This is a genomic window from Mesobacillus sp. LC4 (assembly GCF_053543455.1).
In genome coordinates, this window is sequence record NZ_JBGCUB010000011.1 from 1 (window position 1) to 25317 (window position 25317).

The 25317-nt window shown below is 43.6% G+C and carries 42 protein-coding genes; 6 read left to right on the top strand and 36 right to left on the bottom strand.

Going from position 1 to position 25317, the window contains the following annotated elements:
* Positions 1-165 precede the first annotated feature (165 nt).
* The 6 genes from AB5I83_RS21480 to AB5I83_RS21505 all read left to right on the top strand — a co-directional run bounded on the left by AB5I83_RS21480 (position 166) and on the right by AB5I83_RS21505 (position 5359).
* Positions 166-858, top strand: coding sequence for a hypothetical protein (locus AB5I83_RS21480; RefSeq protein WP_448978435.1), 693 nt, complete (start codon positions 166-168; stop codon positions 856-858).
* 555 nt (positions 859-1413) lie between these two features.
* Complete coding sequence (locus AB5I83_RS21485) at positions 1414-2130, top strand: SDR family NAD(P)-dependent oxidoreductase (protein WP_448978437.1); 717 nt, start codon at positions 1414-1416, stop codon at positions 2128-2130.
* Positions 2130-3152, top strand: coding sequence for an S-adenosylmethionine:tRNA ribosyltransferase-isomerase (locus AB5I83_RS21490; protein WP_448978439.1), 1023 nt, complete (start codon positions 2130-2132; stop codon positions 3150-3152). The genes AB5I83_RS21485 and AB5I83_RS21490 overlap by 1 nt, the downstream gene beginning before the upstream one ends.
* A 13-nt stretch (positions 3153-3165) precedes the next feature.
* On the top strand, positions 3166-3504 hold the full coding sequence (locus tag AB5I83_RS21495) for a VOC family protein (protein ID WP_448978441.1): 339 nt from the start codon (positions 3166-3168) through the stop codon (positions 3502-3504).
* A gap of 83 nt (positions 3505-3587) precedes the next feature.
* The gene (locus AB5I83_RS21500; protein ID WP_448978443.1) at positions 3588-4706 is read left to right on the top strand and encodes a GAF domain-containing sensor histidine kinase; all 1119 of its coding nucleotides are present in this window, start codon (positions 3588-3590) and stop codon (positions 4704-4706) included.
* A gap of 11 nt (positions 4707-4717) precedes the next feature.
* Positions 4718-5359 (top strand): response regulator, encoded by a 642-nt coding sequence (locus tag AB5I83_RS21505; protein WP_448978445.1) that lies wholly within the window; start codon positions 4718-4720, stop codon positions 5357-5359.
* Between the two features lie 108 nt (positions 5360-5467).
* On the opposite strand, the gene rpsI is transcribed toward AB5I83_RS21505, so the two are convergent.
* The 36 genes from rpsI to rpsJ form a co-directional block, all read right to left on the bottom strand.
* Positions 5468-5860 carry a 30S ribosomal protein S9 gene (rpsI, locus tag AB5I83_RS21510; RefSeq protein ID WP_167834112.1) on the bottom strand — a complete coding sequence of 131 codons (393 nt, stop codon included), beginning with the start codon at positions 5858-5860 and terminating at the stop codon, positions 5468-5470.
* Positions 5861-5880: 20 nt separating this feature from the next.
* The gene (rplM, locus tag AB5I83_RS21515) at positions 5881-6318 is read right to left on the bottom strand and encodes a 50S ribosomal protein L13 (protein WP_167834111.1); all 438 of its coding nucleotides are present in this window, start codon (positions 6316-6318) and stop codon (positions 5881-5883) included.
* A gap of 166 nt (positions 6319-6484) precedes the next feature.
* Positions 6485-7255 carry a tRNA pseudouridine(38-40) synthase TruA gene (truA, locus tag AB5I83_RS21520; protein WP_448978448.1) on the bottom strand — a complete coding sequence of 257 codons (771 nt, stop codon included), beginning with the start codon at positions 7253-7255 and terminating at the stop codon, positions 6485-6487.
* Positions 7256-7259: 4 nt separating this feature from the next.
* Positions 7260-8057, bottom strand: a complete 798-nt coding sequence (gene cbiQ / locus AB5I83_RS21525; protein ID WP_448978450.1) for a cobalt ECF transporter T component CbiQ — start codon at positions 8055-8057, stop codon at positions 7260-7262.
* Positions 8054-8923: an energy-coupling factor ABC transporter ATP-binding protein gene (locus AB5I83_RS21530; RefSeq protein ID WP_448978452.1), complete on the bottom strand. Its 870-nt coding sequence runs from the start codon at positions 8921-8923 to the stop codon at positions 8054-8056. Before AB5I83_RS21530 ends, cbiQ begins: the two co-directional genes overlap by 4 nt.
* Positions 8899-9738: an energy-coupling factor ABC transporter ATP-binding protein gene (locus AB5I83_RS21535; RefSeq protein ID WP_448978454.1), complete on the bottom strand. Its 840-nt coding sequence runs from the start codon at positions 9736-9738 to the stop codon at positions 8899-8901. Before AB5I83_RS21535 ends, AB5I83_RS21530 begins: the two co-directional genes overlap by 25 nt.
* A gap of 396 nt (positions 9739-10134) precedes the next feature.
* Positions 10135-10497, bottom strand: coding sequence for a 50S ribosomal protein L17 (rplQ, locus tag AB5I83_RS21540; RefSeq protein WP_144481247.1), 363 nt, complete (start codon positions 10495-10497; stop codon positions 10135-10137).
* 79 nt (positions 10498-10576) lie between these two features.
* On the bottom strand, positions 10577-11521 hold the full coding sequence (locus AB5I83_RS21545; RefSeq protein WP_102264870.1) for a DNA-directed RNA polymerase subunit alpha: 945 nt from the start codon (positions 11519-11521) through the stop codon (positions 10577-10579).
* A gap of 176 nt (positions 11522-11697) precedes the next feature.
* Positions 11698-12087: a 30S ribosomal protein S11 gene (gene rpsK, locus AB5I83_RS21550; RefSeq protein WP_023626407.1), complete on the bottom strand. Its 390-nt coding sequence runs from the start codon at positions 12085-12087 to the stop codon at positions 11698-11700.
* 24 nt (positions 12088-12111) lie between these two features.
* Entirely contained in the window at positions 12112-12477 is a 366-nt protein-coding gene (rpsM, locus tag AB5I83_RS21555; RefSeq protein ID WP_167834106.1) for a 30S ribosomal protein S13, read from the bottom strand.
* Between the two features lie 23 nt (positions 12478-12500).
* Positions 12501-12614 (bottom strand): 50S ribosomal protein L36, encoded by a 114-nt coding sequence (gene rpmJ / locus AB5I83_RS21560; protein WP_003156543.1) that lies wholly within the window; start codon positions 12612-12614, stop codon positions 12501-12503.
* 34 nt (positions 12615-12648) lie between these two features.
* Positions 12649-12867, bottom strand: coding sequence for a translation initiation factor IF-1 (gene infA / locus AB5I83_RS21565; RefSeq protein ID WP_019157108.1), 219 nt, complete (start codon positions 12865-12867; stop codon positions 12649-12651).
* A gap of 227 nt (positions 12868-13094) precedes the next feature.
* A complete protein-coding gene (gene map, locus AB5I83_RS21570) occupies positions 13095-13841 on the bottom strand; it encodes a type I methionyl aminopeptidase (RefSeq protein ID WP_214740735.1) in 747 nt (248 codons plus the stop codon).
* Positions 13841-14491: an adenylate kinase gene (locus AB5I83_RS21575; protein ID WP_167834104.1), complete on the bottom strand. Its 651-nt coding sequence runs from the start codon at positions 14489-14491 to the stop codon at positions 13841-13843. The genes map and AB5I83_RS21575 overlap by 1 nt, the downstream gene beginning before the upstream one ends.
* 56 nt (positions 14492-14547) lie before the next feature.
* Positions 14548-15843: a preprotein translocase subunit SecY gene (secY, locus tag AB5I83_RS21580; RefSeq protein WP_448978459.1), complete on the bottom strand. Its 1296-nt coding sequence runs from the start codon at positions 15841-15843 to the stop codon at positions 14548-14550.
* A complete protein-coding gene (gene rplO / locus AB5I83_RS21585; protein WP_167834102.1) occupies positions 15843-16283 on the bottom strand; it encodes a 50S ribosomal protein L15 in 441 nt (146 codons plus the stop codon). Before rplO ends, secY begins: the two co-directional genes overlap by 1 nt.
* Before the next feature lie 31 nt (positions 16284-16314).
* On the bottom strand, positions 16315-16497 hold the full coding sequence (gene rpmD, locus AB5I83_RS21590; protein ID WP_023626413.1) for a 50S ribosomal protein L30: 183 nt from the start codon (positions 16495-16497) through the stop codon (positions 16315-16317).
* A gap of 13 nt (positions 16498-16510) precedes the next feature.
* Positions 16511-17011 (bottom strand): 30S ribosomal protein S5, encoded by a 501-nt coding sequence (gene rpsE, locus AB5I83_RS21595; RefSeq protein ID WP_167834101.1) that lies wholly within the window; start codon positions 17009-17011, stop codon positions 16511-16513.
* A 24-nt stretch (positions 17012-17035) separates the two neighbouring features.
* Positions 17036-17395, bottom strand: coding sequence for a 50S ribosomal protein L18 (rplR, locus tag AB5I83_RS21600; RefSeq protein ID WP_125482129.1), 360 nt, complete (start codon positions 17393-17395; stop codon positions 17036-17038).
* 32 nt (positions 17396-17427) lie between these two features.
* On the bottom strand, positions 17428-17964 hold the full coding sequence (rplF, locus tag AB5I83_RS21605; protein ID WP_167834100.1) for a 50S ribosomal protein L6: 537 nt from the start codon (positions 17962-17964) through the stop codon (positions 17428-17430).
* A gap of 32 nt (positions 17965-17996) precedes the next feature.
* Positions 17997-18395 carry a 30S ribosomal protein S8 gene (rpsH, locus tag AB5I83_RS21610; RefSeq protein WP_023626417.1) on the bottom strand — a complete coding sequence of 133 codons (399 nt, stop codon included), beginning with the start codon at positions 18393-18395 and terminating at the stop codon, positions 17997-17999.
* Positions 18396-18425: 30 nt separating this feature from the next.
* Positions 18426-18611 carry a 30S ribosomal protein S14 gene (gene rpsN / locus AB5I83_RS21615; RefSeq protein ID WP_009499044.1) on the bottom strand — a complete coding sequence of 62 codons (186 nt, stop codon included), beginning with the start codon at positions 18609-18611 and terminating at the stop codon, positions 18426-18428.
* 25 nt (positions 18612-18636) lie between these two features.
* Positions 18637-19176 (bottom strand): 50S ribosomal protein L5, encoded by a 540-nt coding sequence (gene rplE / locus AB5I83_RS21620; RefSeq protein ID WP_167834099.1) that lies wholly within the window; start codon positions 19174-19176, stop codon positions 18637-18639.
* Between the two features lie 26 nt (positions 19177-19202).
* Complete coding sequence (gene rplX / locus AB5I83_RS21625; protein ID WP_226086356.1) at positions 19203-19514, bottom strand: 50S ribosomal protein L24; 312 nt, start codon at positions 19512-19514, stop codon at positions 19203-19205.
* A 34-nt stretch (positions 19515-19548) separates the two neighbouring features.
* Positions 19549-19917, bottom strand: coding sequence for a 50S ribosomal protein L14 (gene rplN, locus AB5I83_RS21630; protein WP_023626420.1), 369 nt, complete (start codon positions 19915-19917; stop codon positions 19549-19551).
* 40 nt (positions 19918-19957) lie between these two features.
* Complete coding sequence (gene rpsQ, locus AB5I83_RS21635; protein WP_023626421.1) at positions 19958-20221, bottom strand: 30S ribosomal protein S17; 264 nt, start codon at positions 20219-20221, stop codon at positions 19958-19960.
* A 19-nt stretch (positions 20222-20240) separates the two neighbouring features.
* Positions 20241-20441 carry a 50S ribosomal protein L29 gene (gene rpmC, locus AB5I83_RS21640; RefSeq protein ID WP_023626422.1) on the bottom strand — a complete coding sequence of 67 codons (201 nt, stop codon included), beginning with the start codon at positions 20439-20441 and terminating at the stop codon, positions 20241-20243.
* Positions 20431-20865 carry a 50S ribosomal protein L16 gene (gene rplP / locus AB5I83_RS21645; protein ID WP_167834097.1) on the bottom strand — a complete coding sequence of 145 codons (435 nt, stop codon included), beginning with the start codon at positions 20863-20865 and terminating at the stop codon, positions 20431-20433. Before rplP ends, rpmC begins: the two co-directional genes overlap by 11 nt.
* A 1-nt stretch (position 20866) precedes the next feature.
* Positions 20867-21523: a 30S ribosomal protein S3 gene (rpsC, locus tag AB5I83_RS21650; protein ID WP_079504263.1), complete on the bottom strand. Its 657-nt coding sequence runs from the start codon at positions 21521-21523 to the stop codon at positions 20867-20869.
* Between the two features lie 3 nt (positions 21524-21526).
* Positions 21527-21868 carry a 50S ribosomal protein L22 gene (gene rplV, locus AB5I83_RS21655; RefSeq protein WP_079504264.1) on the bottom strand — a complete coding sequence of 114 codons (342 nt, stop codon included), beginning with the start codon at positions 21866-21868 and terminating at the stop codon, positions 21527-21529.
* Positions 21869-21886: 18 nt separating this feature from the next.
* A complete protein-coding gene (gene rpsS, locus AB5I83_RS21660; protein ID WP_023626426.1) occupies positions 21887-22165 on the bottom strand; it encodes a 30S ribosomal protein S19 in 279 nt (92 codons plus the stop codon).
* 57 nt (positions 22166-22222) lie between these two features.
* On the bottom strand, positions 22223-23053 hold the full coding sequence (gene rplB / locus AB5I83_RS21665) for a 50S ribosomal protein L2 (protein WP_167834096.1): 831 nt from the start codon (positions 23051-23053) through the stop codon (positions 22223-22225).
* Between the two features lie 29 nt (positions 23054-23082).
* Positions 23083-23367 carry a 50S ribosomal protein L23 gene (gene rplW / locus AB5I83_RS21670; protein WP_044393909.1) on the bottom strand — a complete coding sequence of 95 codons (285 nt, stop codon included), beginning with the start codon at positions 23365-23367 and terminating at the stop codon, positions 23083-23085.
* Positions 23367-23990, bottom strand: coding sequence for a 50S ribosomal protein L4 (rplD, locus tag AB5I83_RS21675; RefSeq protein ID WP_167834095.1), 624 nt, complete (start codon positions 23988-23990; stop codon positions 23367-23369). The genes rplW and rplD overlap by 1 nt, the downstream gene beginning before the upstream one ends.
* 26 nt (positions 23991-24016) lie before the next feature.
* Entirely contained in the window at positions 24017-24646 is a 630-nt protein-coding gene (gene rplC / locus AB5I83_RS21680) for a 50S ribosomal protein L3 (protein ID WP_167834094.1), read from the bottom strand.
* A gap of 37 nt (positions 24647-24683) precedes the next feature.
* The gene (gene rpsJ, locus AB5I83_RS21685; protein ID WP_009791329.1) at positions 24684-24992 is read right to left on the bottom strand and encodes a 30S ribosomal protein S10; all 309 of its coding nucleotides are present in this window, start codon (positions 24990-24992) and stop codon (positions 24684-24686) included.
* Positions 24993-25317 lie beyond the last annotated feature (325 nt).

Here is a 25317-nt window from a genome sequence, read left to right on the forward strand (position 1 = left end):
CCGTTTTAGCTTCCATTCCTCTTTTTCGGGCAATGCAGAAGCTTTTGTCTGCTCTCACATTGTCCCCGAGCTAACCCGCCTTCTCCATTTCCTCTAATTTACTAACACCAAAAATGTTCATCTTAGGGCAAGCTAATCGAGAATACAGAGGAAGGGATGATTTCTATGTCTATGGAATGGTTTGATCGGGTAGTTGGAGAGCTGCAGGACCATCTTGAATCTATTTGTGAAAAATATGATCAGGAAGGCCAGATGGCTGTTGAGAGAGGCGCGAAACATCCGCGGATCCAGTTCTTTGTGGACTATGATGATGGCGAAAGAGATTATTTCTATATATTATACTTTGACCCGCATAATGAGGAATTTTATACGGAAACGATTGACGAAGACCTTGGGCAGCCAGCGCGTGTCATTCTTTCAGATATTGATGATATTGTTGATGCGGTTCACCAGGGTTTCCACGATTACATAAACGACGATGGTGACGAACTCGATATCGTTTATGCAACGGAGGAAGATGATACTGTCTATTATGAAGATGACGGAATCGGTGAAGATGATGAGCTGTATGTGGCTGAGCTGATCGATGAGGACGATATTCTCGAGGAAATCGATGTCGAGTGGGAAACTCCCGAAGTTACGGCCTTCCTAATGGAAGATGATGTGGAAGTGACCTATCAGTTTGGGCTTGTGCAGGATACAGGTGACGGAGTCCTTCGCCGCATCAATCGGATTTGGACAGAGGATGACGAAATGATTAAAGACGAAACGAACTTCATTTTTACAAAAGAAGAGGCCCCTACCATTATCGCGATGATTGCAAGCCACATGGATTCAATGCTGGGATACGAAGATTAAACTACTTAGGCGGAGGCACGGAATGGTGCCTCCGCTTTTTTCAGGCTTGGTTCACCATTAATGAGGACAAAATTAGGTTCCCACTTTACTTTCGCTTATAAAAGGAGCAAAATACGCGATTTATACAGCTTCCAGCACCTGTATTTTTAACTGGCAAAAGTTTTATTGGCGATGTTCACAACTTTATTGGCGATTTTCCGATTTTATTGGCGAAAATTTTATTTTTTTTGGCGATAATCACCTACTTATTGGCGAAAATCAAGTTTTATTGGCGACTTGGAAATTCCGGTCGTTTTTTTCCAGTGCGCCAACAATATGACTTCCAAAAAAACACCGAAGGTTAAACAGAACTCCTCCCCCAGCAAGCTTGCAAACGCAATTTAATTTCATAAGTCTCCTCTCTTCTCCCACCACATCCAAAAAACAACTAAATCAACAACCTCCCATTTTTCTCATCCAAAAGTTGTAGGAAAAGTTCAAGCTTTCTCCTGAGGGAAATTTTGTTAATTCCCTTTATGCTTAATACAACAAGCAAATAAGGAGAGATGATGATAAATGAATAAAAAAGTAGTGATGATAACTGGTGCCTCTAAAGGTTTAGGAAAAGCATTAACAATGGCATTCGCGAGGGAAGGAGCAAGACTTGCGATCTGCTCGAGGTCCGAGAAAAGCCTGGAGAAAGTAAAACAAGAAGCCGAGGTTTTTGGTGCAGAAGTATTGGCGATACGAGCGGATGTATCACAGCCTGGGGATGTGGAACGTTTCGTAGCTTTAACTCAGGAAGCATATGGACGAATCGATGTGTTGATCAATAATGCTTCCGTATTAGGCCCTAGTCCAATGCCTTTGCTTCTGGATTATCCTGAAGAGGATTTTGCAGAGGTGTTAAGAGTCAATGTAGTCTCAGCATTTCTAGTTAGCCAAAGAGTCATCCCTATCATGCTTGAGCGCAATGAAGGTTCCATTATCAATGTGACGTCTGCAGCTGGTCACGTTGGATATGCAGGCTGGGGCGCATATGGGATATCAAAATTCGCTGTGGAAGGCCTTACTCAAACTTGGGCAGATGAGTTAAGTGATACCAATGTTCGTGTCAATATGGTCGACCCGGGCGAGATGGACACTGAAATGCATCAATTAGCTGTTCCTGATTGCGATTACCCTTTAGCAAAACCTGAGGATGTCGTGGATATCTTCCTTCATTTAGCATCGGATAAGGCAAAAGACATTAATGGGCAGCGGTTTGAGGCCCAATCAGAGGGGGGATTGTAATGGAAACAGGTATAATGGATTTTCATCTACCTGAAAACCTGAATGCGAGCCTTCCTCCGGAAAAAAGAGGCTTAAGAAGGGATCAAGTAAGATTGATGACACTGAACCGAAAAACCGGAGAAATGAAACACGATCATTTTTATAATCTCCCCCACTACCTTCAGCCTGGAGATGTGATCATTTTAAACAATAGCCGCACCATCCCTGCTTCATTACATGGCAGCTGGTTAAGAAGAGGAGTTCATATTTCTCCAAGAGTGGAAATCCGTTTAGCGAGACGAATTTTTGATGACACTTGGGAAGCTCTCATCATCGCCAATCCAGTCAGAGTGGGTGATGTTCTGCGCTTTTCAGAAAAATTGACTGCTACGGTCATCGCTGAGAAGAAGACATCCCCGTTAAAGACAGTAAGATTCAACAAAAACGGGAGTGAGCTACTAGATCTAATCTATGTTCTTGGCTCCCCGATCCGGTATGAATATATCGAACAACCATGGGACCTGAATTATTATCAAAATGTCTTTGCCACCCACCCTGGTTCTGTGGAAATGCCATCTGCGGGCAGGGCCTTTAGCTGGGAGCTGCTCTTTGAATTGAAGAAGAAAGGCATTCAAATTGATTTCATTCAATTGCATACAGGACTGAGCTATCTGCTGGAGGATCATGTGGACCCAAAAGAAAATCCCGAGGAATATCACATATCAGAACATACAATGAAAAAAATTATCCAGGCTCATTCTTCTGGCAAAAGAGTCATCGCAGTGGGAACAACTGTCGTCCGTGCCCTTGAGAGTGCAGCGAGAAACGGAGATCTCTCAGGTGCTACAAATTTATATATTAACCAGGAGTCAAATCTAAAAATAGCAGACGGAATCATTACTGGTTTGCATGAGCCAAAGGCCAGCCATCTGGATATGCTGACTGCCTTTTTACCTGAACATCACTTGTTACATGCCTATCATCAGGCGATTGACGAAGGCTATTTATGGCACGAGTTTGGTGATATGAACCTGATCATATAGGAGGATGTATTTCATGCGCTTTCATCATTACGGACTGGAAGTGTCCAATCTTGAAGAATCAATAACGTTTTATACAAACTTAATGGGCTTAGAACTGGAAAGCAGGCATTCTTTTCTGGGGGAAGAGATTGCGTTCCTATCATCCACTCATTTCCGGCTTGAACTGGTATGTCATCCACATAGCACAAACTCTGCCCATCTATGTTTTGAAGTATCCGACCTTCAGCAAGTGATCAACACTTTCGGATCTAATCAGATCACTGAAGGACCTTATAAACTTCCCAACGGCTGGGAAACTGTCTTTTATCAAGGACCTAATCATGAAATAATCGAGTTTTTACAGACCTCATAAAGCGCACACCAGTTTTTAACATCCAATGGTGAAATATGAGCTATAATGACATTAGATACTAGGACGGTGAAGGTGATGCTGGAATGACTGAGGAAACGCAATATGAAGAAATCGGCATTCTAAAGGAAATTGCAGAGCTATTGAACGAAGGAACAGACACGAAGACCATGTTATCTGATGTCTTAAGAAGGCTTTTGCATATTACAGGACTTCATACTGGCTGGATCTTTCTTATCGATGCTCACGGAAACCACGAGCTTACAGCAGATTTCGCTCTTCCTCCTGCTTTAGCCTTTAATCAGAAGGAAAGAATGTGCCACGGTGAGTGCTGGTGTGTGAATAAATACAATAACCAAACCTTAAATAAAGCCACGAATATCATTGAGTGTAAGCGAATTGAAGACGCACTTGATGAAGGAGCTGGGGAGACCTGTGGATTGACCCATCATGCTACTGTCCCCCTTCGCGCTGGAAATGAACGGTTCGGCTTATTGAATGTGGGTTCGCCAAACAAAAAACATTTTCATAAAAATGAACTTGCTTTGCTTGAAGCAATTGCCTATCAAATTGGCACAGCATTAAAACGCATCAAACTTACACAGCGCGAACAAGAAACCGCTCTTGTTGCGGAAAGAAACCGGCTTGCACGGGACCTCCACGATTCGGTGAACCAGCTATTGTTCTCTCTCAGCCTGACCGCCAGAGCTGGAGTGGAAATGACAGAGGATGAAGAAGTAAAACAAACATTTAGCTATATGCAGGACTTGACTCAAGATGCACTTGGGGAGATGCGGTCACTTATTTGGCAGTTGAAACCTCAGGGTCTTGAAAATGGACTCGTCAGCGCGCTTAAAAGTTATGGGGAAATGCTTGGTCTGACGATTGTGGCTAAGGTGACGGGAGCGACCAGCATGCCCGGAAAAGTTGAAGAAGCTATATGGCGAATTGGACAAGAAGCAATCGCCAATTGTAAAAAGCATTCCGGTGTCCAAGAGGTATTTTTATCACTTCAAGCTTCCGAAAATGAGGCCATTTTAACGATTAAGGATGAGGGCTGCGGTTTTCACTATAATGATAACCTGTTAATTCCTTCATTAGGATTAAAGAACATGAAAGCAAGGACAGAAGCACTGAACGGCTTGTTTCAATTACGAAGCCAATTGGGAAGTGGAACTCAAATAAAAATAACCATTCCACTCTAGGGGGAGAAACAATGAGCATACGCATATTAATCGCAGACGATCATCATATTGTCCGAAGAGGCCTCGTCTTTTTCCTTAAAACCCAAAAAGACCTTGAAATTATCGGAGAAGCCGAAAATGGCAGGAAAGCGGTTGAAATGGCAAAAGAGCTCAAGCCTGATATTATCTTGATGGACTTAGCTATGCCTGAAATGGATGGAATTGAAGCGACGAAGATGATTAAAGCAGAAGAACCAAGCATTAAAATCATGATTCTCACTAGTTTCTCCGACCAGGACCATGTCATCCCTGCACTAGAAGCAGGTGCCTCCGGATTTCAATTGAAGGATATCCAGCCTGATGAGCTCGTCTCATCCATCAAGAAAATGGTTAATGGAGAGAGCCAGCTCCACCCGAAAGCCACATCCCATTTACTAGCCAATTTATCACACAGCAGCAATCCGAAAAAAAAGTTACTAGATGAATTAACGAAAAGAGAACTGGATGTCTTAAAAGAAATCGCGAAAGGAAAGAGCAATAAAGAGATTGCCGCCTCCTTGTATATTACCGAAAAAACGGTAAAGACCCATGTATCTAACTTGCTCGCGAAACTCGAGTTGGCTGATCGAACGCAGGCTGCTCTTTTTGCCGTGAAAAATGGATTGGTAAAATAAGAGAAATCAATAAACTGCAGCATATCCCTATTCAGCATTGAACAATGGAAAAATCAAAAAAAAAGCTCCCAACCAAAATGGTTGAGAGCTTTTTTGAAGCGCCAAAAATTAACGCTTTGAGAACTGAGGTGCACGACGAGCGCCTTTAAGACCGTATTTCTTACGTTCTTTCATACGAGCGTCACGAGTCAGTAGTCCAGCACGCTTAAGTGTTGGACGGAATTCTGGATCAGCTTGAAGCAATGCACGAGAGATACCGTGACGGATTGCGCCAGCCTGGCCAGTGTATCCACCGCCATTTACGTTAACGTGGATATCGTAGCTTCCTACAGTTTCAGTAGCAACAAGTGGTTGCTTAACTACTTCACGTAGAGCTGCGAATGGGATATAATCTTCAATTTCACGATCGTTGATTGTAATTTTTCCAGTGCCTGGTACTAAACGAACTCGCGCAACGGAGCTCTTACGACGACCGGTACCGATATATTGAACCTGTGCCAAGTTAATTACCTCCTTAATAATTATCCGCGAAGTTCGTAAACTTCAGGTTGTTGTGCTTGATGTGGATGCTCGTTACCAGCATATACATGAAGCTTTTTAAACATTTGGCGTCCAAGAGAGTTCTTTGGAAGCATGCCTTTGATTGCAAGTTCAAGCATCTTTTCAGCGTAGTTTGTACGCATTTCAAGAGCTGTTCTTTGCTTCAATCCACCTGGGTGCATTGTGTGGCGGTAGTAGATTTTGTCAGTCAATTTCTTACCAGTTAGTTCGATCTGAGAAGCGTTGATGATGATTACGTGATCACCAGTGTCAACATGTGGTGTGAAAGTTGGTTTATGTTTACCACGTAGAATAGCTGCAACTTCAGTTGAAAGGCGACCTAGAGTCTTGCCTGCAGCGTCAACTACGTACCATTTACGCTCGATATTGTTGGCATTTGCCATAAACGTTGTACGCATGAGTTTCCCTCCTAAATAGTCAAAAAAAAATCAAGTTCATTTGGTATATTTTCAAACACGATAAAGCTCTTCCGGGGCTGATCGTGGGTTTAAAATACATACATATGATATCTTAACCTGTGGTTGAGAGATTGTCAACACCAGGATTAGTTGTCATATCATTTTTTTAAAATTTATTTTCGAATCGAAGGTCTTCTTCTTCATAAAAAACCTTCCAGAGATACAGTCCTTGTCCTGGCGCGGTCTTGCCAGACAGGGTACGATCCTTCACTAAAAGCAGCTGCGGCATGCTGTCGGCAGGTCTTCTGCCTGTCCCTACCTCCAGCAAGGTCCCGACAAGGATCCTTACCATATTGTACAGAAAACCATCCCCTACGAACCTAAATACAAGCAGGCCGTTCTCTTCGAAAAAATCGATTTCCTGCAATGTCCTTACCCGATCTTCTACCTCGGTTTTGGCTGAACAAAAACTAGTGAAATCATGTTTGCCAAGAAGCAGCCTCGCCGCTTCCCTCATTGCGTCGAGGTCGAGATCATATTGGAACTGATAAGCAAAATTCCGCTGGAAAGGATCACGATGCTTGGATGGCAGCAAAAAATAGCGGTACTCCTTGCCGACAGCGTCAAAGCGTGCGTGGAAATCAGGTCTTGCATATTCAACCGAAATTACGGCAATATCATCAGGCAATAAGGAATTAAGCGCGATTTGCCACCTGGCAGGCTCAATTTCAAGTTTTGTATCGAAGTGAATCACCTGGCCGCGGGCATGCACTCCTGCGTCTGTACGGCCTGACGCACTGACTCTGATGCTCGTTCCCTTGTTCAGCTTTTCCAAAGCCCTTTCCAACTCTCCCTGGACAGTCCTTTTGCCAGGCTGTACCTGGTAGCCGGAAAAACCGGTGCCATCGTATGAAACTATGCATTTGATTCGCGGCATAATATTACCCTCTTAAAACAATTAATAGAACCGTGACAGCAGCCAGGAACAGGATCATCACAGTATCCGGCCCACCCCAGGTCAGCTGGCGGTATTTTGTACGTCCTTCGCCGCCCTTGTAGCCTCTTGCCTCCATAGCGACTGCTAGCTCCTCAGCCCGTTTGAAGGAGCTGATGAACAATGGAATCAGCAATGGAACAATTGCTTTGATCCGCTCTTTGATCGGTCCGCTGTTATACTCCACTCCCCTGGCAGTTTGCGCCTTCATGATTTTGTCGGTTTCCTGCATGAGCGTCGGTATGAATCTCAAAGAAATCGACATCATCAACGCCAATTCATGGACGGGGAATTTAAATTTCTTCAACGGGTTCAATAATGTCTCAAGGCCATCCGTAATCTCGATCGGAGTCGTGGTCAAGGTCAATAGTGACGTGATCAGAATCAGCAGCAGGAATCTCAATGAAATAAAGATACCTTGCCTGAGTCCTTCTTCATATATTTTCAGCCATCCCAATTCGAAGACGACATCGCCCTCTTTGGTCATGAAGATATGAAGCAAGAACGTGAAAATGACCAGCAAAAATACAGGCTTGAGGCCTCCGTATAGGAATCTTATCGGAACCTTAGAGAGTCCTACCATAATGAATGTATAAGCAGCTAAAACCCCATAGGTCACTGCATTGTTCGCGATGAACACAACAATGACGAACAGGAATACGGTGATCAGCTTGGAACGAGGATCCATCCGATGAAGAATGGAATCTCCCGGTACATAGCGGCCAAAAATCATTTTCTCTATCATTGACGGCCGCCCCCTTCCATGAACTCTGCCACCATTTCGGCGAGTTCTTCTTCGGAAAGGCTGATTTTCTTGAATTTTGTTCCGAAGGCTTCTTCGATCATTAATTGCAACCCTACTACTTCAGGTACATCAAGACCCAATTCGATCAATGCCTTAGGGTTCGAGAAAATCTCGTCAGGCGTTCCTTTTGTAAATACCTTCCCCTGATGCATGACGACAATATCATCTGCATAACGGGCAGCATCTTCCATACTGTGGGTCACGAGAACGGTTGATAGATTTCTTTTTTTATGAAGTGAATAAAATAAGTCCATTATTTCTTTGCGGCCTCGTGGATCAAGGCCTGCAGTAGGCTCATCCAATACTATGACCTCTGGTTCCATTGCCAGTACTCCGGCAATCGCTACCCGGCGCATTTGTCCGCCCGAGAGATCGAAGGGCGATTTTTCAAGAATTTCTTCAGGCAGTCCGACAAGATTGATAGAAGCTTTTGCCCTTGCCTTCGCTTCCTGCTCTGTAACACCAAAGTTCATCGGGCCAAACATAATATCCTTTTCGACTGTTTCTTCAAATAACTGATGCTCAGGAAATTGGAAAACAATGCCCACCTTTTCGCGGACACCCTTTAAATTCTTCTCCTTGCGTCCAGCCTTGATCTCCCTGCTGCCAATCAATACAGAACCTTTAGTAGGCTTCAAAAGGACGTTCAGGTGCTGCAGCACGGTTGACTTGCCAGAACCCGTATGCCCAATTACTGCAAGATACGTTCCTGAAGGTATATCGATGGAGACATCCGAAATAGCGAGTCGCTCGAAAGGAGAATCAGCCTGGTAACGATATTCTACATTTTTGAGTGAGATGTCCATAGTTCCGTCACCAGCTCTTCTTCTGTCAAATATGATTTAGATAATGCAATTCCTTTTTTTCGCATGATTTTACTCATTTTTACAGGGAAAGGAATATCCAGTCCCAGTTTAATCAGCTCTTCATCCATTTCAAAAATTTCTTCGGGACTTCCTTCACGGTATAGCTCCCCTTTGTTCATGACGATGATTCTATCCGCTTTCGCAGCTTCTTCTAGATCATGGGTGATCGAAATGACCGTTAAGTTTTCACGATCTTTCAACTCACGGACTGTATCGATGACTTCTGCACGTCCCCTTGGATCTAGCATGGATGTCGCTTCATCCAAAATAATAATCGACGGCTGCAGTGCCAGGACACCAGCAATGGCCACCCGCTGTTTTTGGCCGCCAGACAGATGGTGCGGCTCTTGATTTAGAAAGGTTCCCATATTGACTTTATCAAGTGAAGTCTGCACGCGCTCTACCATGATCTCTCTTGGTACGCCGTGATTTTCCAGACCAAAAGCCACATCATCCCGAACCGTTGTTCCAACAAACTGATTGTCAGGATTCTGAAAAACCATTCCTACATTTTCTCTTACATCCCAAATCGTATCCTCTGACAATGTGAACCCACATACCTCGATCGAACCTTCCTGCGGAAATTGCAGGCCATTTAAAAGCTTCGCAAGAGTGGATTTGCCAGAACCATTATGACCGACAATGGCCAGCCACTCACCTTCTGAAATATCAAAGCTGATATTATTTAATGCGGGAGTCTGCTGCCCTTCATAACTGAAAGATACATTTTCTATTTTCACTATCGGGTTGCTCATCTCCGCCCTCCTCTCAACTCTTCTTAACTGTCTCTTCTATTTGATTCTAATTCTATTGCAAAAAAATTTTTGGATATAAAAAAAGCCTGCACCTCTCCCCGGGCGGAAGCGATCCGCATAGTGCAGGGTCCTGAATGGACTGGGGAGAAGTACATGAGCTAGACGAGACAGGCAGAACAGCTCCGGTTATCACTAACCGATTCAGGAGTGCCCTGAAGTAACCGGCCGATGGGGCCAGTGAACTCTTCTTTCCCAATGGCCTGCGCATCATAACGCTCGTTTTTGGCTTGTGCTGCTTTTTTTAGTTTTCGTAAGGGAAGACCCTCTAAAGCAAAAAAGGGGATGAAACAAGTTTGTATAAACTGTCCATCGCCCTTGTTTGAGTGTTTAATGGTATTAAACTAACTCGATAATTACCATTGGCGCACCGTCACCGCGACGTGGTCCAAGTTTCATAATACGAGTGTATCCACCTTGGCGCTCTGCGTAGCGTGGAGCGATGTCAGCAAATAGTTTTTGAACTGCATCTTGGTTTGTTTCAGCGTTTGCAACTTCGTGGCGAACCCAAGCAGATGCTTGACGGCGAGCGTGAAGATCTCCGCGCTTTCCAAGAGTAATCATTTTCTCAACAACTGAACGAAGCTCTTTCGCACGTGTTTCAGTAGTTTCAATACGCTCATTGATAATCAAATCAGTTGTTAAGTCACGTAGCATTGCTTTACGCTGGGCACTTGTGCGTCCTAACTTTCTGTATCCCATGAGTGTTTCCCTCCTTTGTTGAAGTCATGAGCCGGCAGTTTTAGTACTGACAGCAAAATGCCTAGTTAATCTGCATTAACTAGTCATCCTTGCGTAAGCCTAAGCCTAGCTCTTCTAGTTTTGCTTTTACTTCTTCTAGTGATTTTCTGCCAAGGTTGCGAACCTTCATCATATCTTCCTCTGTCTTGTGAGCAAGCTCCTGGACAGTGTTGATACCGGCACGCTTTAAGCAGTTATATGAACGAACAGAAAGATCGAGTTCCTCAATTGTCATTTCCAGAACTTTTTCTTTTTGGTCTTCTTCTTTCTCTACCATGATCTCAGCATTTTGAGCTTCGTCAGTCAAACCGACAAAAATATTCAAGTGCTCAGTCAGGATTTTTGAACCTAGTGCAATAGCTTCCTTAGGACCTGTGCTGCCATCTGTCCATACGTCAAATACCAGCTTGTCATAATTCGTCATTTGCCCTACGCGAGTGTTTTCTACTTGATATGATACGCGTGAAACCGGTGTATAGATTGAGTCGATAGGAATGACACCGATCGGCTGATCTTCCCGCTTGTTTTGGTCAGCAGGATTGTATCCGCGTCCTCTTCTTGCAGTCAGGCGCATACGCAATGAACCTTTGCTAGAAAGTGTAGCGATATGAAGATCCGGGTTAAGGATTTCAACGTCACTATCATGCGTGATTGCAGCTGCAGTCACTGGACCCTCGCCCTGTAAATCGATTTCAAGTGTCTTCTCTTCATCAGAGTAGATTTTCAACGCTAATTTCTTAACGTTCAAAATGATTGATGTTACATCTTCTACGACGCCTTCAATTGTTGAGAACTCATGAAGTACTCCATCGATTTGAATCGATGTGACAGCTGCACCTGGGAGTGAGGATAATAGGATACGACGTAAGGAGTTACCCAAAGTTGTACCATATCCACGCTCAAGCGGTTCTACGACAAACTTGCCGTACTTGGCATCATCGCTGATCTCAACCGTTTCGATTTTTGGTTTTTCTATTTCGATCATCAAATATACCCTCCTTCAAAACGTCGAAACCCCGGCAGGCTCTTTACCTTACCGAAATTCCCCCATGTATACGTTCCCGTTTGTGCACAACAACTGGATTAATGATTTCTGTATACCTAGAAAATATTTGTATCATATCCCATTATAGACAGGACTACAAATTCTATACAGAAAAATTAAACACGGCGACGTTTTGGCGGGCGGCAGCCGTTATGTGGAACTGGAGTTACGTCTTTGATTGCTGTAACTTCAAGACCTGCTGCTTGAAGAGCACGGATTGCTGCTTCACGGCCAGCTCCTGGTCCCTTAACAGTAACCTCAAGAGTTTTCAAACCATGTTCCATAGAAGTTTTAGCTGCAGTTTCTGCTGCCATTTGTGCTGCGAATGGAGTGGATTTACGTGAACCCTTGAAACCAAGCGCACCTGCACTAGACCATGATAATGCATTACCATGTACGTCTGTAATTGTTACGATAGTATTGTTGAAAGTTGAACGAATATGCGCAACTCCACTTTCAATATTCTTTTTGACGCGGCGTTTGCGTGTATTAGTTTTACGAGCCATTTAAATGTTACCCTCCTTTACGGATTATTTTTTCTTGTTAGCTACAGTCTTACGTGGACCTTTACGAGTACGTGCGTTGTTCTTCGTGTTTTGACCGCGAACAGGCAAGCCACGACGATGACGCAAGCCACGATATGAACCAATTTCCATTAGACGCTTGATGTTTAATGAAACTTCACGGCGAAGGTCACCTTCAACCTTTAACTTGTCGATGATATCACGGATCTTGTTAAGTTCCTCTTCAGTAAGATCGCGAACGCGAGTGTCTTCAGAAACACCAGCCTCAGCAAGAACTTTCTCAGCAGTAGGTCTGCCGATTCCGAAAATATATGTTAAAGCAATAACTACACGCTTTTCACGTGGAATATCTACACCAGCAATACGTGCCATCTAGATGCGCACCTCCTTTAAAATTATCCTTGTTTTTGTTTATGTTTAGGGTTTTCACAGATCACCATAACTTTGCCTTTTCTGCGAATAACTTTACATTTTTCACAGATCGGCTTAACAGATGGTCTCACTTTCATTACTCTAACCTCCTTGATAGTACGGAGTCACGGTTTATTTAAAGCGGTAAGTAATTCTTCCGCGAGTCAAATCATATGGAGAAAGCTCTACTGTTACTTTGTCTCCTGGCAGGATTCGAATGAAGTGCATTCTAATTTTACCGGAAACATGAGCCAACACTGTATGACCATTCTCTAATTCTACCTTAAACATTGCATTCGGCAAAGTTTCCAATACTGTGCCTTCAATTTCAATTACATCATCTTTCGCCATAAACTGGTCTCCCTTCCTTGTTCAAATCGTATTAAATCATATACTCCGCGTTGACGGAATGTAGCTTCCTATTTGTGACACGTTCTAAGCAGCAAGCAATTGAGAAATATCATTGAGAAATACTCAACCTTATGATTATAACATAAAGCTGGCATCCCGTCCGCATAGAAATCTCATTTCCGCCTATTTAAAGACTAAAAACAGAACCAGACGGCCAATCACGCTGATCAGGCTTTGGTTAAAATCTCAAAACCAGTTTCTGTGATCGCGATCGTATGCTCAAAGTGGGCACACATTTTACCGTCAACCGTTACAACAGTCCAATCATCGGCTAACGTATTCACATAGCGGCTTCCTGCATTCACCATCGGTTCTATGCAAAGAACCATACCAGGCTTCAGCCTCGGTCCTCTGTTAGGAGGTCCGTAATGAGGAATTTGCGGGTCCTCATGCAATTCTTGCCCAATTCCATGGCCGACATACTCACGAACAATAGAAAAGCCTTCTGATTCCACATACGTTTGAATCGCATGGGAGATGTTCGAAAGACGTTCCCCTGGCTTGGCTTCTTTCAAGCCTATGAACAAAGACTCTTCTGTCACGTCCAAAAGACGCTGGGCTTCCTCATCAATCTTTCCTACCGGGTAAGTCCATGCAGAGTCCCCGTGGTATCCGTTGTACTTTGCTCCGATATCAATACTGATGATGTCGCCTTCGTTAAGAACCCGTTCGCCAGGAATCCCGTGAACTAGTTCGTTATTAACTGATGCACAGATGCTGCCGCGAAAACCATTATAACCTTTAAAAGAAGGAGTTGCACCTTGTTTGCGGATGAAATCCTCTGCAATTGCATCCAGTTCTTTAGTTGTAATGCCAGGAGCAATATGTTTTTTTAACTCCTGATGAGTCATCGCTACAATGCGACCTGCTTCTCGCATAATTTCTATTTCACGAGGGGTTTTACAAACGATCATTAATTCAAGCCCCCGAGCAATTCTTCGATGTCAGCGAACACGACATTAATGTCTTGCTGACCGTTGATATTGCGTAAGTAGCCTTTATCTTCATAGAAGTTCAACAGAGGCTTTGTTTGCTGGACATTTACATCCAGACGGTTTTGAACGGTTTCGGCATTGTCATCAGCGCGCTGGTACAGCTCGCCTCCACAACGGTCACAAACGCCTTCCTTTGCAGGTGGGTTGAACACGAGGTGGTAAGTAGCGCCGCAGTTCTTACAAATCCTGCGTCCTGTCAAACGTTCCATTAGGATGCTTTGATCAACATCAATGTTGATGACATAATCAATTTTTTTGCCAAGATCAGCAAGCATAGTATCCAGAGCTTCAGCCTGGGCAACTGTACGAGGGAACCCATCCAATAGGAATCCTTTTTCACAGTCAGCTTTGCTTAAGCGCTCACGGACAATCCCGATGGTTACTTCATCAGGAACTAGCTCTCCTTTGTCCATAAATGATTTTGCCTGTAATCCAAGTTCCGTTCCTTCTTTGATAGCTGCACGGAACATATCTCCTGTTGAGATATGAGGGATGTTGTATTTACCAACAATTTTATCGGCTTGCGTGCCCTTACCGGCACCCGGAAGCCCCATCAGAACCAAATTCACAAGATTTCCCCCCTCAGTCTCTATTAAAGATTCAAGGGACACATGTCCCCTAAATCTTATTTTATAAAGCCTTTATAATGGCGTTTTACAAGCTGAGCTTCAAGCTGCTTCATCGTTTCAAGCGCAACGCCGACCACGATCAGCAAACTTGTTCCGCCAATCTGTACCGATTGAGGCAGGCCAGCAAATTGAATGAAAAATACTGGCAGCACAGAGATTACTGAAAGGAAGATAGCGCCGACGAACGTCAGGCGGTAAAGGACCCTAGTCAAGTATTCCTGTGTGTTTTTACCCGGACGGATGCCTGGGACATATCCACCTTGCTTCTTCAGGTTCTCGGCCACTTGTTCAGGATTCACCTGGATGAACGCATAGAAATACGTGAACGCAATGATCAACGCCACATAGACGATCATACCGATCGGCTGTGTGTAATCAAACGTCTTCTGGATCCAGAGAGTCACATCATTCGTACCGAAGAACTGTGCGATTGTCGGAGGTGTAACGATAAACGAAATGGCGAAGATAACCGGGATGACACCAGCAGCATTCACTTTCAATGGAAGGTGAGTGTTCTGGCCGCCAACCGCGTTGTTTCCAGCGCTCATGCGTTTAGCGTACTGAATCGGTATCTTACGAGTTGCCTGCTGGATGAAGATAACCCCAACCACGATCGCGATAACAGCCAATAAGATCAGCAGCATAGTCACGATACGAAGGAACAAAGCGTCTCCCGCATCAGAAAACTGTTGTGCATAAATCTGGTTGACCATTGTCGGGATACCAGCAACGATACCTGCAAAGATAATGATTGAAATACCGTTTCCTACACCTTTTGAAGTAATCTGCTCACCTAACCACATCAGGAATGCAGTTCCGGCAGTCAAGACGACAGCAATCAGTAAGTAAGTTGCGATACCGGCATTCTGGATCAGTAATCCGCCTGCCATATTGTTAAAGCCATAAGACATACCTAGTGCCTGGATAAAACCAAGAACGATCGTGAAATAGCGGGTAAACTGAGCTAATTTACGGCGTCCGACTTCTCCTTGTTTGGACCATTCAGTAAACTTTGGCACAACATCCATCTGCAAGAGCTGGATGATGATTGAAGCAGTGATGTACGGCATGATTCCCATCGCGAAGATGGAGAAGTTCTGCAGCGCACCGCCGCCGAAGGTATTCAGCACTCCGAAGACACTCATGTCATCTTGTGCTTTTAAAATATCTGCATTTACGTTCGGTACAGGAATAAATGTACCGAGACGAAATACAATCAACATTAAAAGGGTGAAGAGAATTTTATTTCTAATTTCACCCACGCGCATAAAATTGGAGATTGTCTGGAACATTAAATCACCTCAGTTTGACCGCCGGCAGCTTTGATCGCTTCTTCGGCTGCAGAGGAGAACTTATGAGCTTTAACAGTTAATTTCTTCTCAAGGCTTCCCTTAGCAAGGATCTTAACTCCTGCTAGTTCTTTCCTGACAAGACCTGTTTCGATTAAAAGTTCTGGAGTCACTTCAGTTCCATCTTCGAATACGTTAAGTGCATCAAGGTTAACTACTGCGTACTCTTTGCGGTTGATGTTTGTGAAACCGCGTTTCGGCAAGCGTCGGAATAAAGGAGTTTGACCACCTTCAAAACCAGGGCGTACACCGCCGCCAGAACGAGCGTTTTGACCTTTATGACCTTTACCAGCAGTTTTACCTTGCCCAGAACCGATACCACGTCCAAGACGTTTGCGTTCTTTACGGGAACCTTCTGCAGGCTTTAATTCATGAAGTTTCATGTTGGCACCTCCTTATTTTAAAAAGGATAAATTATTTTTCGTTTACAGTAACAAGGTGAGAAACTTTGTTGATCATGCCGCGGATTGCAGCATTATCTTGTTGCTCAACTGTTTGGTTCATTTTACGTAACCCAAGAGCCTTAACTGTTTCGCGCTGATCTTGCGGACGGCCGATCAGGCTGCGAGTGAGGGTAATTTCTAATTTGTTAGCCATTTGATTTCCCTCCTTATCCTAACAGTTCTTCCACAGATTTACCGCGAAGTTTCGCTACTTCCTCTGCACGCTTAAGTTGAGAAAGACCTTCTAGAGTTGCACGAACCATGTTGATTGGAGTGTTCGTTCCTAGAGACTTAGACAGGATATCAGCAACACCTGCTAATTCTAGTACCGCACGAACTGGTCCACCAGCGATAACTCCAGTACCTTCAGAAGCAGGCTTCAGAAGGATCTCACCAGCACCAAAGTGTCCGATAACCTGGTGTGGAATTGTAGTACCAACCATAGGTACATGGATTAGGTTCTTCTTCGCATCTTCGATAGCTTTGCGAATCGCTTCAGGTACTTCTTGTGCTTTACCAGTACCGAAACCGACATAACCGTTTTTATCTCCTACTACTACTAGAGCAGAAAAACGGAAACGGCGTCCACCTTTAACAACTTTCGCTACTCGGTTAACCGTAACTACGCGTTCTTCAAGTTCAAGTTTGTTTGGATCAATACGACGCATCTTTTTGTGTCCCTCCTTTTTCTATTAAAATTCTAAGCCGTTTTCGCGGGCAGCATCAGCAAGCGCCTGGATGCGGCCATGATAGAGGTATCCGCCACGGTCAAATACTACTGACTTATAACCTTTTTCCACAGCACGCTTAGCGATCAATTCACCGATTTGCTTTGCTGCTTCCAGGTTATTGCCTTCAACGTTCACTTCTTTATCTAAAGTAGAAGCACTCGCTAGAGTTACTCCATTTACATCGTCGATTAATTGAGCATAAATGTGCTTGTTTGAACGGAACACATTTAGACGAGGACGAGCTTCAGTTCCGCTAAGTTTCGCACGGACACGAGCGTGTCTCTTACGGCGAGTAGCGTTTTTATCAGCCTTCGTAATCATTTACGTCACTCCTTTCGTTAACCTATGCGGCATTACTTACCTGTTTTACCTTCTTTGCGGCGTACATATTCGCCTTCATAACGAATACCTTTGCCTTTGTAAGGCTCTGGTGGACGTACGTCACGGATGTTAGCAGCTAATGCGCCAACACGCTCTTTGTCAGTTCCCTTTACAATCACCTTAGTGTTTGAAGGTACTTCGATTTCAAGGCCTTTTTCTGCCTCGATTTCAACTGGATGAGAGTATCCTACGTTAAGTACAAGCTTGTTACCTTGCTTAGAAGCACGGTAACCGACACCTACTAGCTCAAGACCTCTTTCGAATCCTTTAGATACACCCTCAACCATGTTAGCAAGAACCGCGCGAGTCGTTCCGTGCAAAGCACGATGTTCTTTGTTATCAGTTGGACGAGAAATGTTGATTACGTTCTCTTCGATCTTGATTTCGATGTCAGAGTGAAAAGTACGAGACAATTCACCTTTTGGTCCTTTTACTGTTACGTGATTGTTATCAAGAGTAACAGTAACACCAGCTGGAATTTCAATTGGTTTTTTACCTACGCGTGACATTTGTTGCACCTCCATTCATTCAGAAAAATCTATTACCAAACGTATGCTAGAACTTCTCCGCCCACTTGCTTAGCGCGAGCTTCTTTGTCAGTTAAAACGCCGTTTGAAGTTGAAACTAGAGCAATACCTAAACCGTTAAGTACGCGTGGTACTTCAGTTGATTTTGCATAAACGCGAAGTCCTGGCTTACTGATTCTCTTAAGACCAGTGATAACACGCTCGTTGTTTGCACCGTACTTCAAGAAGATACGGATGATACCTTGCTTGTTGTCTTCGATATATTCAACGTCACGCACGAAACCTTCACGCTTAAGGATCTCAGCGATTTCTTTTTTAATGTTAGAAGCAGGTACTTCTAATTTTTCGTGACGAACCATATTCGCGTTACGAATACGAGTTAGCAAATCTGCAATCGGATCTGTCATGACCATTTAATTTACCTCCTTCCAGAGCTTTCAGTTTTACCAGCTAGCTTTTTTCACACCAGGAATTTGTCCTTTGTATGCTAATTCACGGAAACAAATACGGCAAAGCTTAAATTTGCGGTATACAGAGTGCGGACGGCCGCAGCGCTCACAGCGAGTGTACTCTTGTACTTTATATTTAGGCGTGCGTTTTTGTTTCGCAATCATTGATTTCTTAGCCACGTTTTCGCCTCCCTCTTATTAGAGATTACTTTTGAAATGGCATTCCGTATTGTGTTAATAGTTCACGAGCTTCTTCATCAGTGTTAGCAGTCGTTACAATAACAATGTCCATGCCACGTACTTTATTTACTTTATCGTAATCAATTTCAGGGAAGATTAACTGTTCTTTAACACCAAGTGTGTAGTTACCGCGTCCGTCGAAAGACTTCTTAGAGATACCGCGGAAGTCACGTACACGTGGTAAAGATACTGAAATTAACTTGTCGATGAATTCGTACATGCGCTCACCGCGAAGTGTTACTTTCGCACCGATTGGCATACCTTCACGAAGGCGGAAGCCAGCGATTGATTTCTTAGCACGAGTCACAACTGGCTTTTGACCAGTGATCGTTGCTAATTCCTCAACTGCAACATCAAGAGCTTTAGCGTTGGCAACAGCGTCACCTACACCCATGTTGATTACGATCTTTTCAAGTTTAGGAACTTCCATAATTGACTTGTAGTTAAACTTGCTCATTAGAGCAGGAGTAATTTCATTGTTGAACTTTTCTTTTAGGCGGTTCATCGATTGTACCTCCCTTCTTCAATAGACTATTTATCTAGAACTTCACCGGAATTTTTAGCAACGCGTACCTTCTTACCGTTCTCGACAGTGTAACCAACTCGGGTTGGCTTGCCAGACTTCGGATCTACAGGCATTACGTTTGATACATGGATAGGTGCTTCCTGGTTCAAGATTCCACCTTGTGGATTTACTTGAGAAGGCTTAGCGTGTTTTTTCACGATATTGATTCCTTCAACAAGAACGCGGCTTTGCTTTGGATAAGCTTCAAGGATGATCCCTGTTTTGCCTTTGTCCTTACCAGAGATGACCATTACTTTGTCACCTTTTTTTACATGCATCTGTGTGCACCTCCTTAAAGGCATTTGAAATAGATTATAGTACTTCTGGAGCTAATGAAACGATCTTCATGAAGTTGTTGTCACGAAGCTCACGTGCAACTGGTCCGAAGATACGAGTACCACGAGGACTCTTATCGTCACGGATGATTACACAAGCATTCTCGTCAAATTTGATGTAAGAACCGTCAGTACGGCGCATACCAGTTTTTGTACGAACGATAACTGCTCTGACGACGTCACCTTTTTTAACAACGCCACCTGGTGTTGCTTGTTTCACTGTGCAAACGATAACGTCTCCGATATTAGCAGTCTTACGGCCAGAACCGCCAAGAACCTTAATAGTAAGAACCTCACGTGCACCTGAATTGTCAGCAACTTTTAAACGTGTTTCCTGTTGGATCATGCGAGTAACCTCCCTTCGGAATAAACCTTAATCCGAACAATTAGATAATAACAGCTTTTTCCACCACTTCTACAAGGCGGAAACGTTTTGTGGCAGATAGCGGACGAGTTTCCATGATACGTACTACGTCGCCGATTTTTGCCTCGTTTTGCTCATCATGAGCTTTGAATTTCTTAGAGTATTTTACACGCTTGCCGTATAAAGGATGCTTTTTGTAAGTTTCAACAAGAACAGTAACAGTTTTGTCCATCTTGTCAGATACTACGCGTCCAGTATAAACTTTGCGTTGGTTGCGTTCACTCATTGTGAGAACCTCCTCTCAATTATCTGTTAACGCCGATCTCTCGTTCACGAATTACAGTTTTCATGCGAGCAATCGCTTTGCGTACTTCACGAATGCGAGCTGTGTTTTCAAGTTGTCCAGTCGCTAATTGAAAGCGCAGGTTGAATAGCTCTTCTTTTAATGATTTAACTTTTTGTTCAATTTCAGCAGTGGTAAGGTCACGAATGTCATTAGCTTTCATTAGATTCACCACCAATTTCTTCTCGTTTAACAAACTTGCACTTTACAGGAAGCTTGTGTGATGCAAGGCGTAATGCTTCGCGAGCGACTTCTTCAGAAACGCCAGCAACTTCGAACATTACTTTGCCTGGTTTAACAACTGCTACCCAACCTTCAGGAGCACCTTTACCAGAACCCATTCGGACTTCTAGAGGCTTTGCAGTATATGGCTTGTGAGGGAAAATCTTGATCCAGACTTTACCGCCACGTTTCATGTAACGAGTCATTGCAATACGGGCAGATTCGATTTGACGGTTTGTGATCCAAGAAGCTTCAAGAGCTTGCAAACCGAATTCACCGAAGTTTACTTCAGTACCGCCTTTAGCTTGACCGCGCATCTTGCCACGGTGTTGACGGCGATATTTAACGCGTTTAGGCAATAACATATTATTTGCCTCCTTCCTCAGTTTTCTTCTTCGTAGGAAGGACCTCTCCACGATAAATCCATACTTTAACGCCTAGCTTACCGTAAGTTGTATCTGCTTCTGCAGTAGCATAATCGATATCGGCACGAAGAGTATGAAGTGGAACTGTTCCTTCGCTGTATTGTTCTGAACGAGCGATGTCTGCACCGCCAAGACGGCCGGATACCATTGTCTTGATACCTTTTGCGCCAGCACGCATTGCACGTTGGATAACTTGCTTCTGTGCGCGACGGAAAGATACACGGTTTTCCAATTGGCGTGCGATGTTTTCAGCAACCAATTTCGCATCGATATCAGCTTTTTTGATTTCAAGAATGTTTATATGAACACGTTTGCCTGTAAGTTCATTTAGCGCTTTACGAAGTGCTTCAACTTCTGTACCGCCCTTACCGATAACCATTCCTGGCTTCGCTGTGTGGACAGTTACATTCAAGCGATTTGCAGCACGCTCGATTTCTACTTTAGAAAGAGATGCATCGCGTAAACGCTTAGTGATGTACTCACGAACCTTAAGGTCTTCGTGTAAAAGATCAGCGTAGTCTTTGCCTGCGTACCATTTTGATTCCCAATCACGGATGATCCCGACACGCAAACCGACTGGATTTACTTTTTGACCCACTGATTATCCCTCCTTCTTTTCTGATAAAACGATTGTAATATGGCTAGTACGTTTGTTAATTGCACTTGCACGGCCCATAGCACGTGGACGGAAACGTTTCAACGTTGGTCCTTCGTTAGCGTAAGCTTCGGATACGACAAGGTTATTAACATCCATCTCATAGTTGTGCTCTGCGTTCGCTAATGCAGATTTCAACACTTTTTCTACGATTGGAGAAGCTGCCTTAGGGGTAAGGTTTAAGATAGCAACTGCTTCACCAACTTGCTTTCCTCGAATTAAATCTAGAACTAAGCGAGCTTTACGAGGAGCAATACGAACTGTTCTTGCAACAGCTTTAGCTTGCATTTGGATGCCCTCCTCTCATTAACGTCTTGTTTTCTTATCGTCATTACCATGTCCTTTGTAAGTACGAGTTGGAGCGAATTCTCCAAGCTTGTGGCCTACCATGTCTTCAGTGACATAAACAGGTACATGTTTGCGACCATCGTAGACAGCAATCGTGTGTCCGATGAATTGTGGGAAGATCGTTGAACGGCGAGACCAAGTTTTAACAACTTTCTTCGCTTCAGTTTCATTTAACTTTTCGATCTTTGTGATTAAGTGCTCATCAACAAAAGGTCCTTTTTTTAAGCTACGACCCATGATTGAACCTCCCTTCGTGATTGCGCTACGGTTCCCGTGAACCGTAGATCAATCCCGTTATTTTTTACGACGACGTACAATAAACTTGTCGGATTTGTTCTTCTTCTTACGAGTCTTGTATCCAAGAGTCGGCTTGCCCCATGGTGACATTGGTGATTTACGTCCGATTGGAGAGCGTCCTTCACCACCACCGTGTGGGTGATCATTAGGGTTCATTACAGATCCACGAACTGTTGGGCGCTTGCCTAACCAGCGTGAACGACCTGCTTTACCGATGTTGATCAATTCGTGTTGTTCGTTACCAACTTGACCTACAGTCGCACGGCACTCAGCAAGGATCATACGTACTTCGCCTGAGTTCAAACGAATCAATACATATTTACCTTCTTTACCAAGAACCTGTGCAGAAGTTCCTGCAGAACGAACTAATTGTCCGCCTTTACCAGGCTTCAATTCGATGTTGTGTACTACTGTACCAACTGGAATGTTAGCTAGTGGAAGAGCGTTACCTACTTTGATGTCAGCTGTTGGGCCAGACATAACTTCCATACCTACTACTAGGTTTTTAGGAGCTAGGATATATCTCTTTTCACCATCTACATAATTAATTAACGCAATGTTTGCTGAACGGTTTGGATCATACTCAATTGTGGCAACGCGTCCTGGAATGCCATCTTTTGTACGTTTAAAATCAATGATTCTGTACTGACGCTTATGGCCGCCACCTTGATGACGAACAGTTAACTTACCCTGGTTGTTACGACCGCCTTTTCTGTGCAACGGAGCAAGCAAGGATTTTTCCGGCTTGTCAGTTGTAATTTCAGCAAAATCAGATGCTGTCATATTACGACGACCGTTGGAGGTAGGTTTGTACTTTTTAATCGCCATTTCGTTTCCCTCCTCTTCTTATTGGATTATTATACTTCGAAGAATTCGATTTCTTTGCTGTCTTGAGTAAGTTTAACGATAGCTTTACGACGCTTGTTTGTGTAACCGCCGAACTTGCCCATACGCTTGAACTTACCTTTGTAGTTCATGATGTTAACTTTTTCAACGTTTACGCCGAAAATAGTTTGAATAGCATCTTTAACTTGAGTTTTGTTCGCTCTTGTATCAACTTCGAAAGTGTACTTCTTCTCAGCCATTAGATCAGAAGAACGTTCTGTAATAACGGGGCGCTTAATGATATCGCGTGCATCCATTATGCAAGCACCTCCTCTACTTTTTCAACAGCTGCTTTTGTCATGATCAGCTTGTCATGATTTAGAACATCCAATACGTTGATTCCGTCTGCAGTAACAACAGTTACTCCTGGGATGTTACGTGCTGAAAGTGCTACGTTCTCTTCAAGACCTGCTGTTACGATCAATGCTTTCGTGTTAACAGAAAGACCGCTAAGTACGTTTTTGAATTCCTTTGTCTTTGGAGCTTCAAAAGCAAGGCTTTCAAGAACAAAGATATTTTCAGATTGTACTTTTGATGATAAAGCAGATTTGATCGCTAAACGACGAACTTTCTTAGGCAATTTATAGCTGTAGCTGCGTGGAACTGGTCCAAATACAGTACCGCCACCGCGCCATTGTGGAGAACGGATAGAACCTTGACGCGCGCGTCCAGTTCCTTTTTGTTTCCACGGCTTACGTCCACCGCCCGCTACTTCAGAACGAATTTTAGTTTTATGAGTTCCCTGACGTAATGAAGCTCTCTGCATTACTACCGCTTCGAACATTACGTGGTTGTTAGGCTCAATACCAAATACTGAATCGTTAAGTTCGATTTCTCCAACTTGTGAACCAGTTTGGTTGAATAATGCTACTTTAGGCATTCTTATTTCCTCCTTTCCTGTAAAAATTACTTAGCTTTTACAGCACCTTTGATTTTTAGAAGGGCTTTTCTAGCACCAGGAACGTTTCCTTTGATAAGAAGCAGGTTACGCTCTGTGTCAACTTGAACGATTTGCAGGTTTTGAACAGTGATCTGCTCTCCACCCATGCGTCCAGGTAATAGTTTACCTTTGAATACGCGGTTTGGAGCAACAGGACCCATTGAACCAGGGCGGCGGTGGTAACGAGAACCGTGAGCCATTGGTCCGCGAGATTGTCCGTGACGCTTGATAGCACCTTGGAAACCTTTACCCTTTGAGATTCCTGTAACATCTACGATATCGCCTTCTGCGAAAATATCAACTTTGACTTCCTGACCAACTTCATATCCTGCTACATCGACTCCGTTGAATTCTTTTACGAAGCGCTTAGGAGCAGTGTTTGCCTTTGAAGCGTGGCCTTTTTCCGGTTTGTTAGAAAGCTTTTCGCGCTTGTCTTCAAAGCCAAGCTGGATTGCTTCGTAGCCATCTGTCTCAGCAGATTTCACTTGAAGCACTACGTTTGGAGAAGCTTCTACCACAGTAACCGGGATAAGGTCGCCGTTTTCAGCAAATACTTGAGTCATACCGATCTTTCTTCCTAAGATTCCTTTGGTCATTTCAGTCACACCTCCTGTGAATTATAATGTTTATTTATTAAAGTTTGATTTCAATATCTACACCTGATGGCAGGTCTAAACGCATTAGTGAGTCGACCGTTTGCGGAGTCGGATTGATGATGTCAATCAGACGCTTATGCGTACGCATTTCGAACTGCTCACGAGAATCCTTGTACTTATGCACCGCACGAAGAATTGTGTAAATTGACTTTTCTGTAGGTAGTGGGATTGGACCAGACACCGCCGCACCAGAACGTTTCGCAGTTTCAACAATTTTCTCTGCGGATTGATCAAGAATCCTGTGATCATAAGCTTTCAAACGGATACGAATTTTTTGTTTTGCCATTACTTTCCCTCCTTTTCGCCTATTTTAAAATAGACATTCTCCGCGAAAATTTCCCACACACTCGCCATGGCAAAGCGGCCGGGTGTGTCAGCAACCTTTCGCATCATCGCAGTCAAAGACCAACATTGTCTATTATACATAAAACATAACCCAAATGCAAGAAGTATTCCGCTTTTTAATTATGTTCAACACACTTTTACTATTATAGCGGGCGCATTCGTATTTTACAAGTAGGGAAAGAGATTTCTAACTATTTGGACGGGGAGAAAATAATTCCTGTCATGCGTGGGTTTATAAATTGAGAGGTATAGATGCATGTTTGGAT

Coding starts and splice junctions, on each gene's coding strand:
- rpsQ (WP_023626421.1), bottom strand. CDS start 20,221: ATGAGTGAACGCAACCAACGCAAAGTTTATACTGGACGCGTAGTATCT.
- rpsS (WP_023626426.1), bottom strand. CDS start 22,165: ATGGGTCGTAGCTTAAAAAAAGGACCTTTTGTTGATGAGCACTTAATC.
- rpmC (WP_023626422.1), bottom strand. CDS start 20,441: ATGAAAGCTAATGACATTCGTGACCTTACCACTGCTGAAATTGAACAA.
- rplD (WP_167834095.1), bottom strand. CDS start 23,990: ATGCCTAAAGTAGCATTATTCAACCAAACTGGTTCACAAGTTGGAGAA.
- rpmJ (WP_003156543.1), bottom strand. CDS start 12,614: ATGAAAGTGAGACCATCTGTTAAGCCGATCTGTGAAAAATGTAAAGTT.
- AB5I83_RS21480 (WP_448978435.1), top strand. CDS start 166: ATGTCTATGGAATGGTTTGATCGGGTAGTTGGAGAGCTGCAGGACCAT.
- rplQ (WP_144481247.1), bottom strand. CDS start 10,497: ATGGGATACAGAAAGTTAGGACGCACAAGTGCCCAGCGTAAAGCAATG.
- rpsJ (WP_009791329.1), bottom strand. CDS start 24,992: ATGGCAAAACAAAAAATTCGTATCCGTTTGAAAGCTTATGATCACAGG.
- rplP (WP_167834097.1), bottom strand. CDS start 20,865: ATGTTATTGCCTAAACGCGTTAAATATCGCCGTCAACACCGTGGCAAG.
- rplE (WP_167834099.1), bottom strand. CDS start 19,176: ATGAACCGCCTAAAAGAAAAGTTCAACAATGAAATTACTCCTGCTCTA.
- rplR (WP_125482129.1), bottom strand. CDS start 17,395: ATGATTACGAAGGCTGATAAAAACGCTACTCGCCGTAAGAGACACGCT.
- secY (WP_448978459.1), bottom strand. CDS start 15,843: ATGTTCCAGACAATCTCCAATTTTATGCGCGTGGGTGAAATTAGAAAT.
- AB5I83_RS21505 (WP_448978445.1), top strand. CDS start 4,718: ATGAGCATACGCATATTAATCGCAGACGATCATCATATTGTCCGAAGA.
- rplC (WP_167834094.1), bottom strand. CDS start 24,646: ATGACCAAAGGAATCTTAGGAAGAAAGATCGGTATGACTCAAGTATTT.
- rplM (WP_167834111.1), bottom strand. CDS start 6,318: ATGCGTACAACGTTTATGGCAAATGCCAACAATATCGAGCGTAAATGG.
- AB5I83_RS21485 (WP_448978437.1), top strand. CDS start 1,414: ATGAATAAAAAAGTAGTGATGATAACTGGTGCCTCTAAAGGTTTAGGA.
- rplN (WP_023626420.1), bottom strand. CDS start 19,917: ATGATCCAACAGGAAACACGTTTAAAAGTTGCTGACAATTCAGGTGCA.
- AB5I83_RS21530 (WP_448978452.1), bottom strand. CDS start 8,923: ATGGACATCTCACTCAAAAATGTAGAATATCGTTACCAGGCTGATTCT.
- AB5I83_RS21500 (WP_448978443.1), top strand. CDS start 3,588: ATGACTGAGGAAACGCAATATGAAGAAATCGGCATTCTAAAGGAAATT.
- AB5I83_RS21490 (WP_448978439.1), top strand. CDS start 2,130: ATGGAAACAGGTATAATGGATTTTCATCTACCTGAAAACCTGAATGCG.
- AB5I83_RS21545 (WP_102264870.1), bottom strand. CDS start 11,521: ATGATCGAAATAGAAAAACCAAAAATCGAAACGGTTGAGATCAGCGAT.
- infA (WP_019157108.1), bottom strand. CDS start 12,867: ATGGCGAAAGATGATGTAATTGAAATTGAAGGCACAGTATTGGAAACT.
- rpsE (WP_167834101.1), bottom strand. CDS start 17,011: ATGCGTCGTATTGATCCAAACAAACTTGAACTTGAAGAACGCGTAGTT.
- rplF (WP_167834100.1), bottom strand. CDS start 17,964: ATGTCACGCGTAGGTAAAAAACCAATTGAAATTCCAGCTGGTGTTACT.
- map (WP_214740735.1), bottom strand. CDS start 13,841: ATGATCGTTTGTAAAACCCCTCGTGAAATAGAAATTATGCGAGAAGCA.
- rpmD (WP_023626413.1), bottom strand. CDS start 16,497: ATGGCTAACAAATTAGAAATTACCCTCACTCGCAGCCTGATCGGCCGT.
- truA (WP_448978448.1), bottom strand. CDS start 7,255: ATGCCGCGAATCAAATGCATAGTTTCATACGATGGCACCGGTTTTTCC.
- rplX (WP_226086356.1), bottom strand. CDS start 19,514: ATGCATGTAAAAAAAGGTGACAAAGTAATGGTCATCTCTGGTAAGGAC.
- rplW (WP_044393909.1), bottom strand. CDS start 23,367: ATGGATGCACGCGATATCATTAAGCGCCCCGTTATTACAGAACGTTCT.
- cbiQ (WP_448978450.1), bottom strand. CDS start 8,057: ATGATAGAGAAAATGATTTTTGGCCGCTATGTACCGGGAGATTCCATT.
- rplV (WP_079504264.1), bottom strand. CDS start 21,868: ATGCAAGCTAAAGCTGTTGCAAGAACAGTTCGTATTGCTCCTCGTAAA.
- rplB (WP_167834096.1), bottom strand. CDS start 23,053: ATGGCGATTAAAAAGTACAAACCTACCTCCAACGGTCGTCGTAATATG.
- rpsH (WP_023626417.1), bottom strand. CDS start 18,395: ATGGTCATGACAGATCCGATTGCAGATTTGCTAACTCGTATTCGTAAC.
- AB5I83_RS21495 (WP_448978441.1), top strand. CDS start 3,166: ATGCGCTTTCATCATTACGGACTGGAAGTGTCCAATCTTGAAGAATCA.
- AB5I83_RS21535 (WP_448978454.1), bottom strand. CDS start 9,738: ATGAGCAACCCGATAGTGAAAATAGAAAATGTATCTTTCAGTTATGAA.
- rpsM (WP_167834106.1), bottom strand. CDS start 12,477: ATGGCACGTATTGCTGGTGTAGATATTCCACGTGAAAAGCGTGTAGTT.
- rplO (WP_167834102.1), bottom strand. CDS start 16,283: ATGAAACTTCATGAATTAAAGCCTGCAGAAGGTTCCCGTAAAGAACGC.
- rpsK (WP_023626407.1), bottom strand. CDS start 12,087: ATGGCTCGTAAAACTAATACACGCAAACGCCGCGTCAAAAAGAATATT.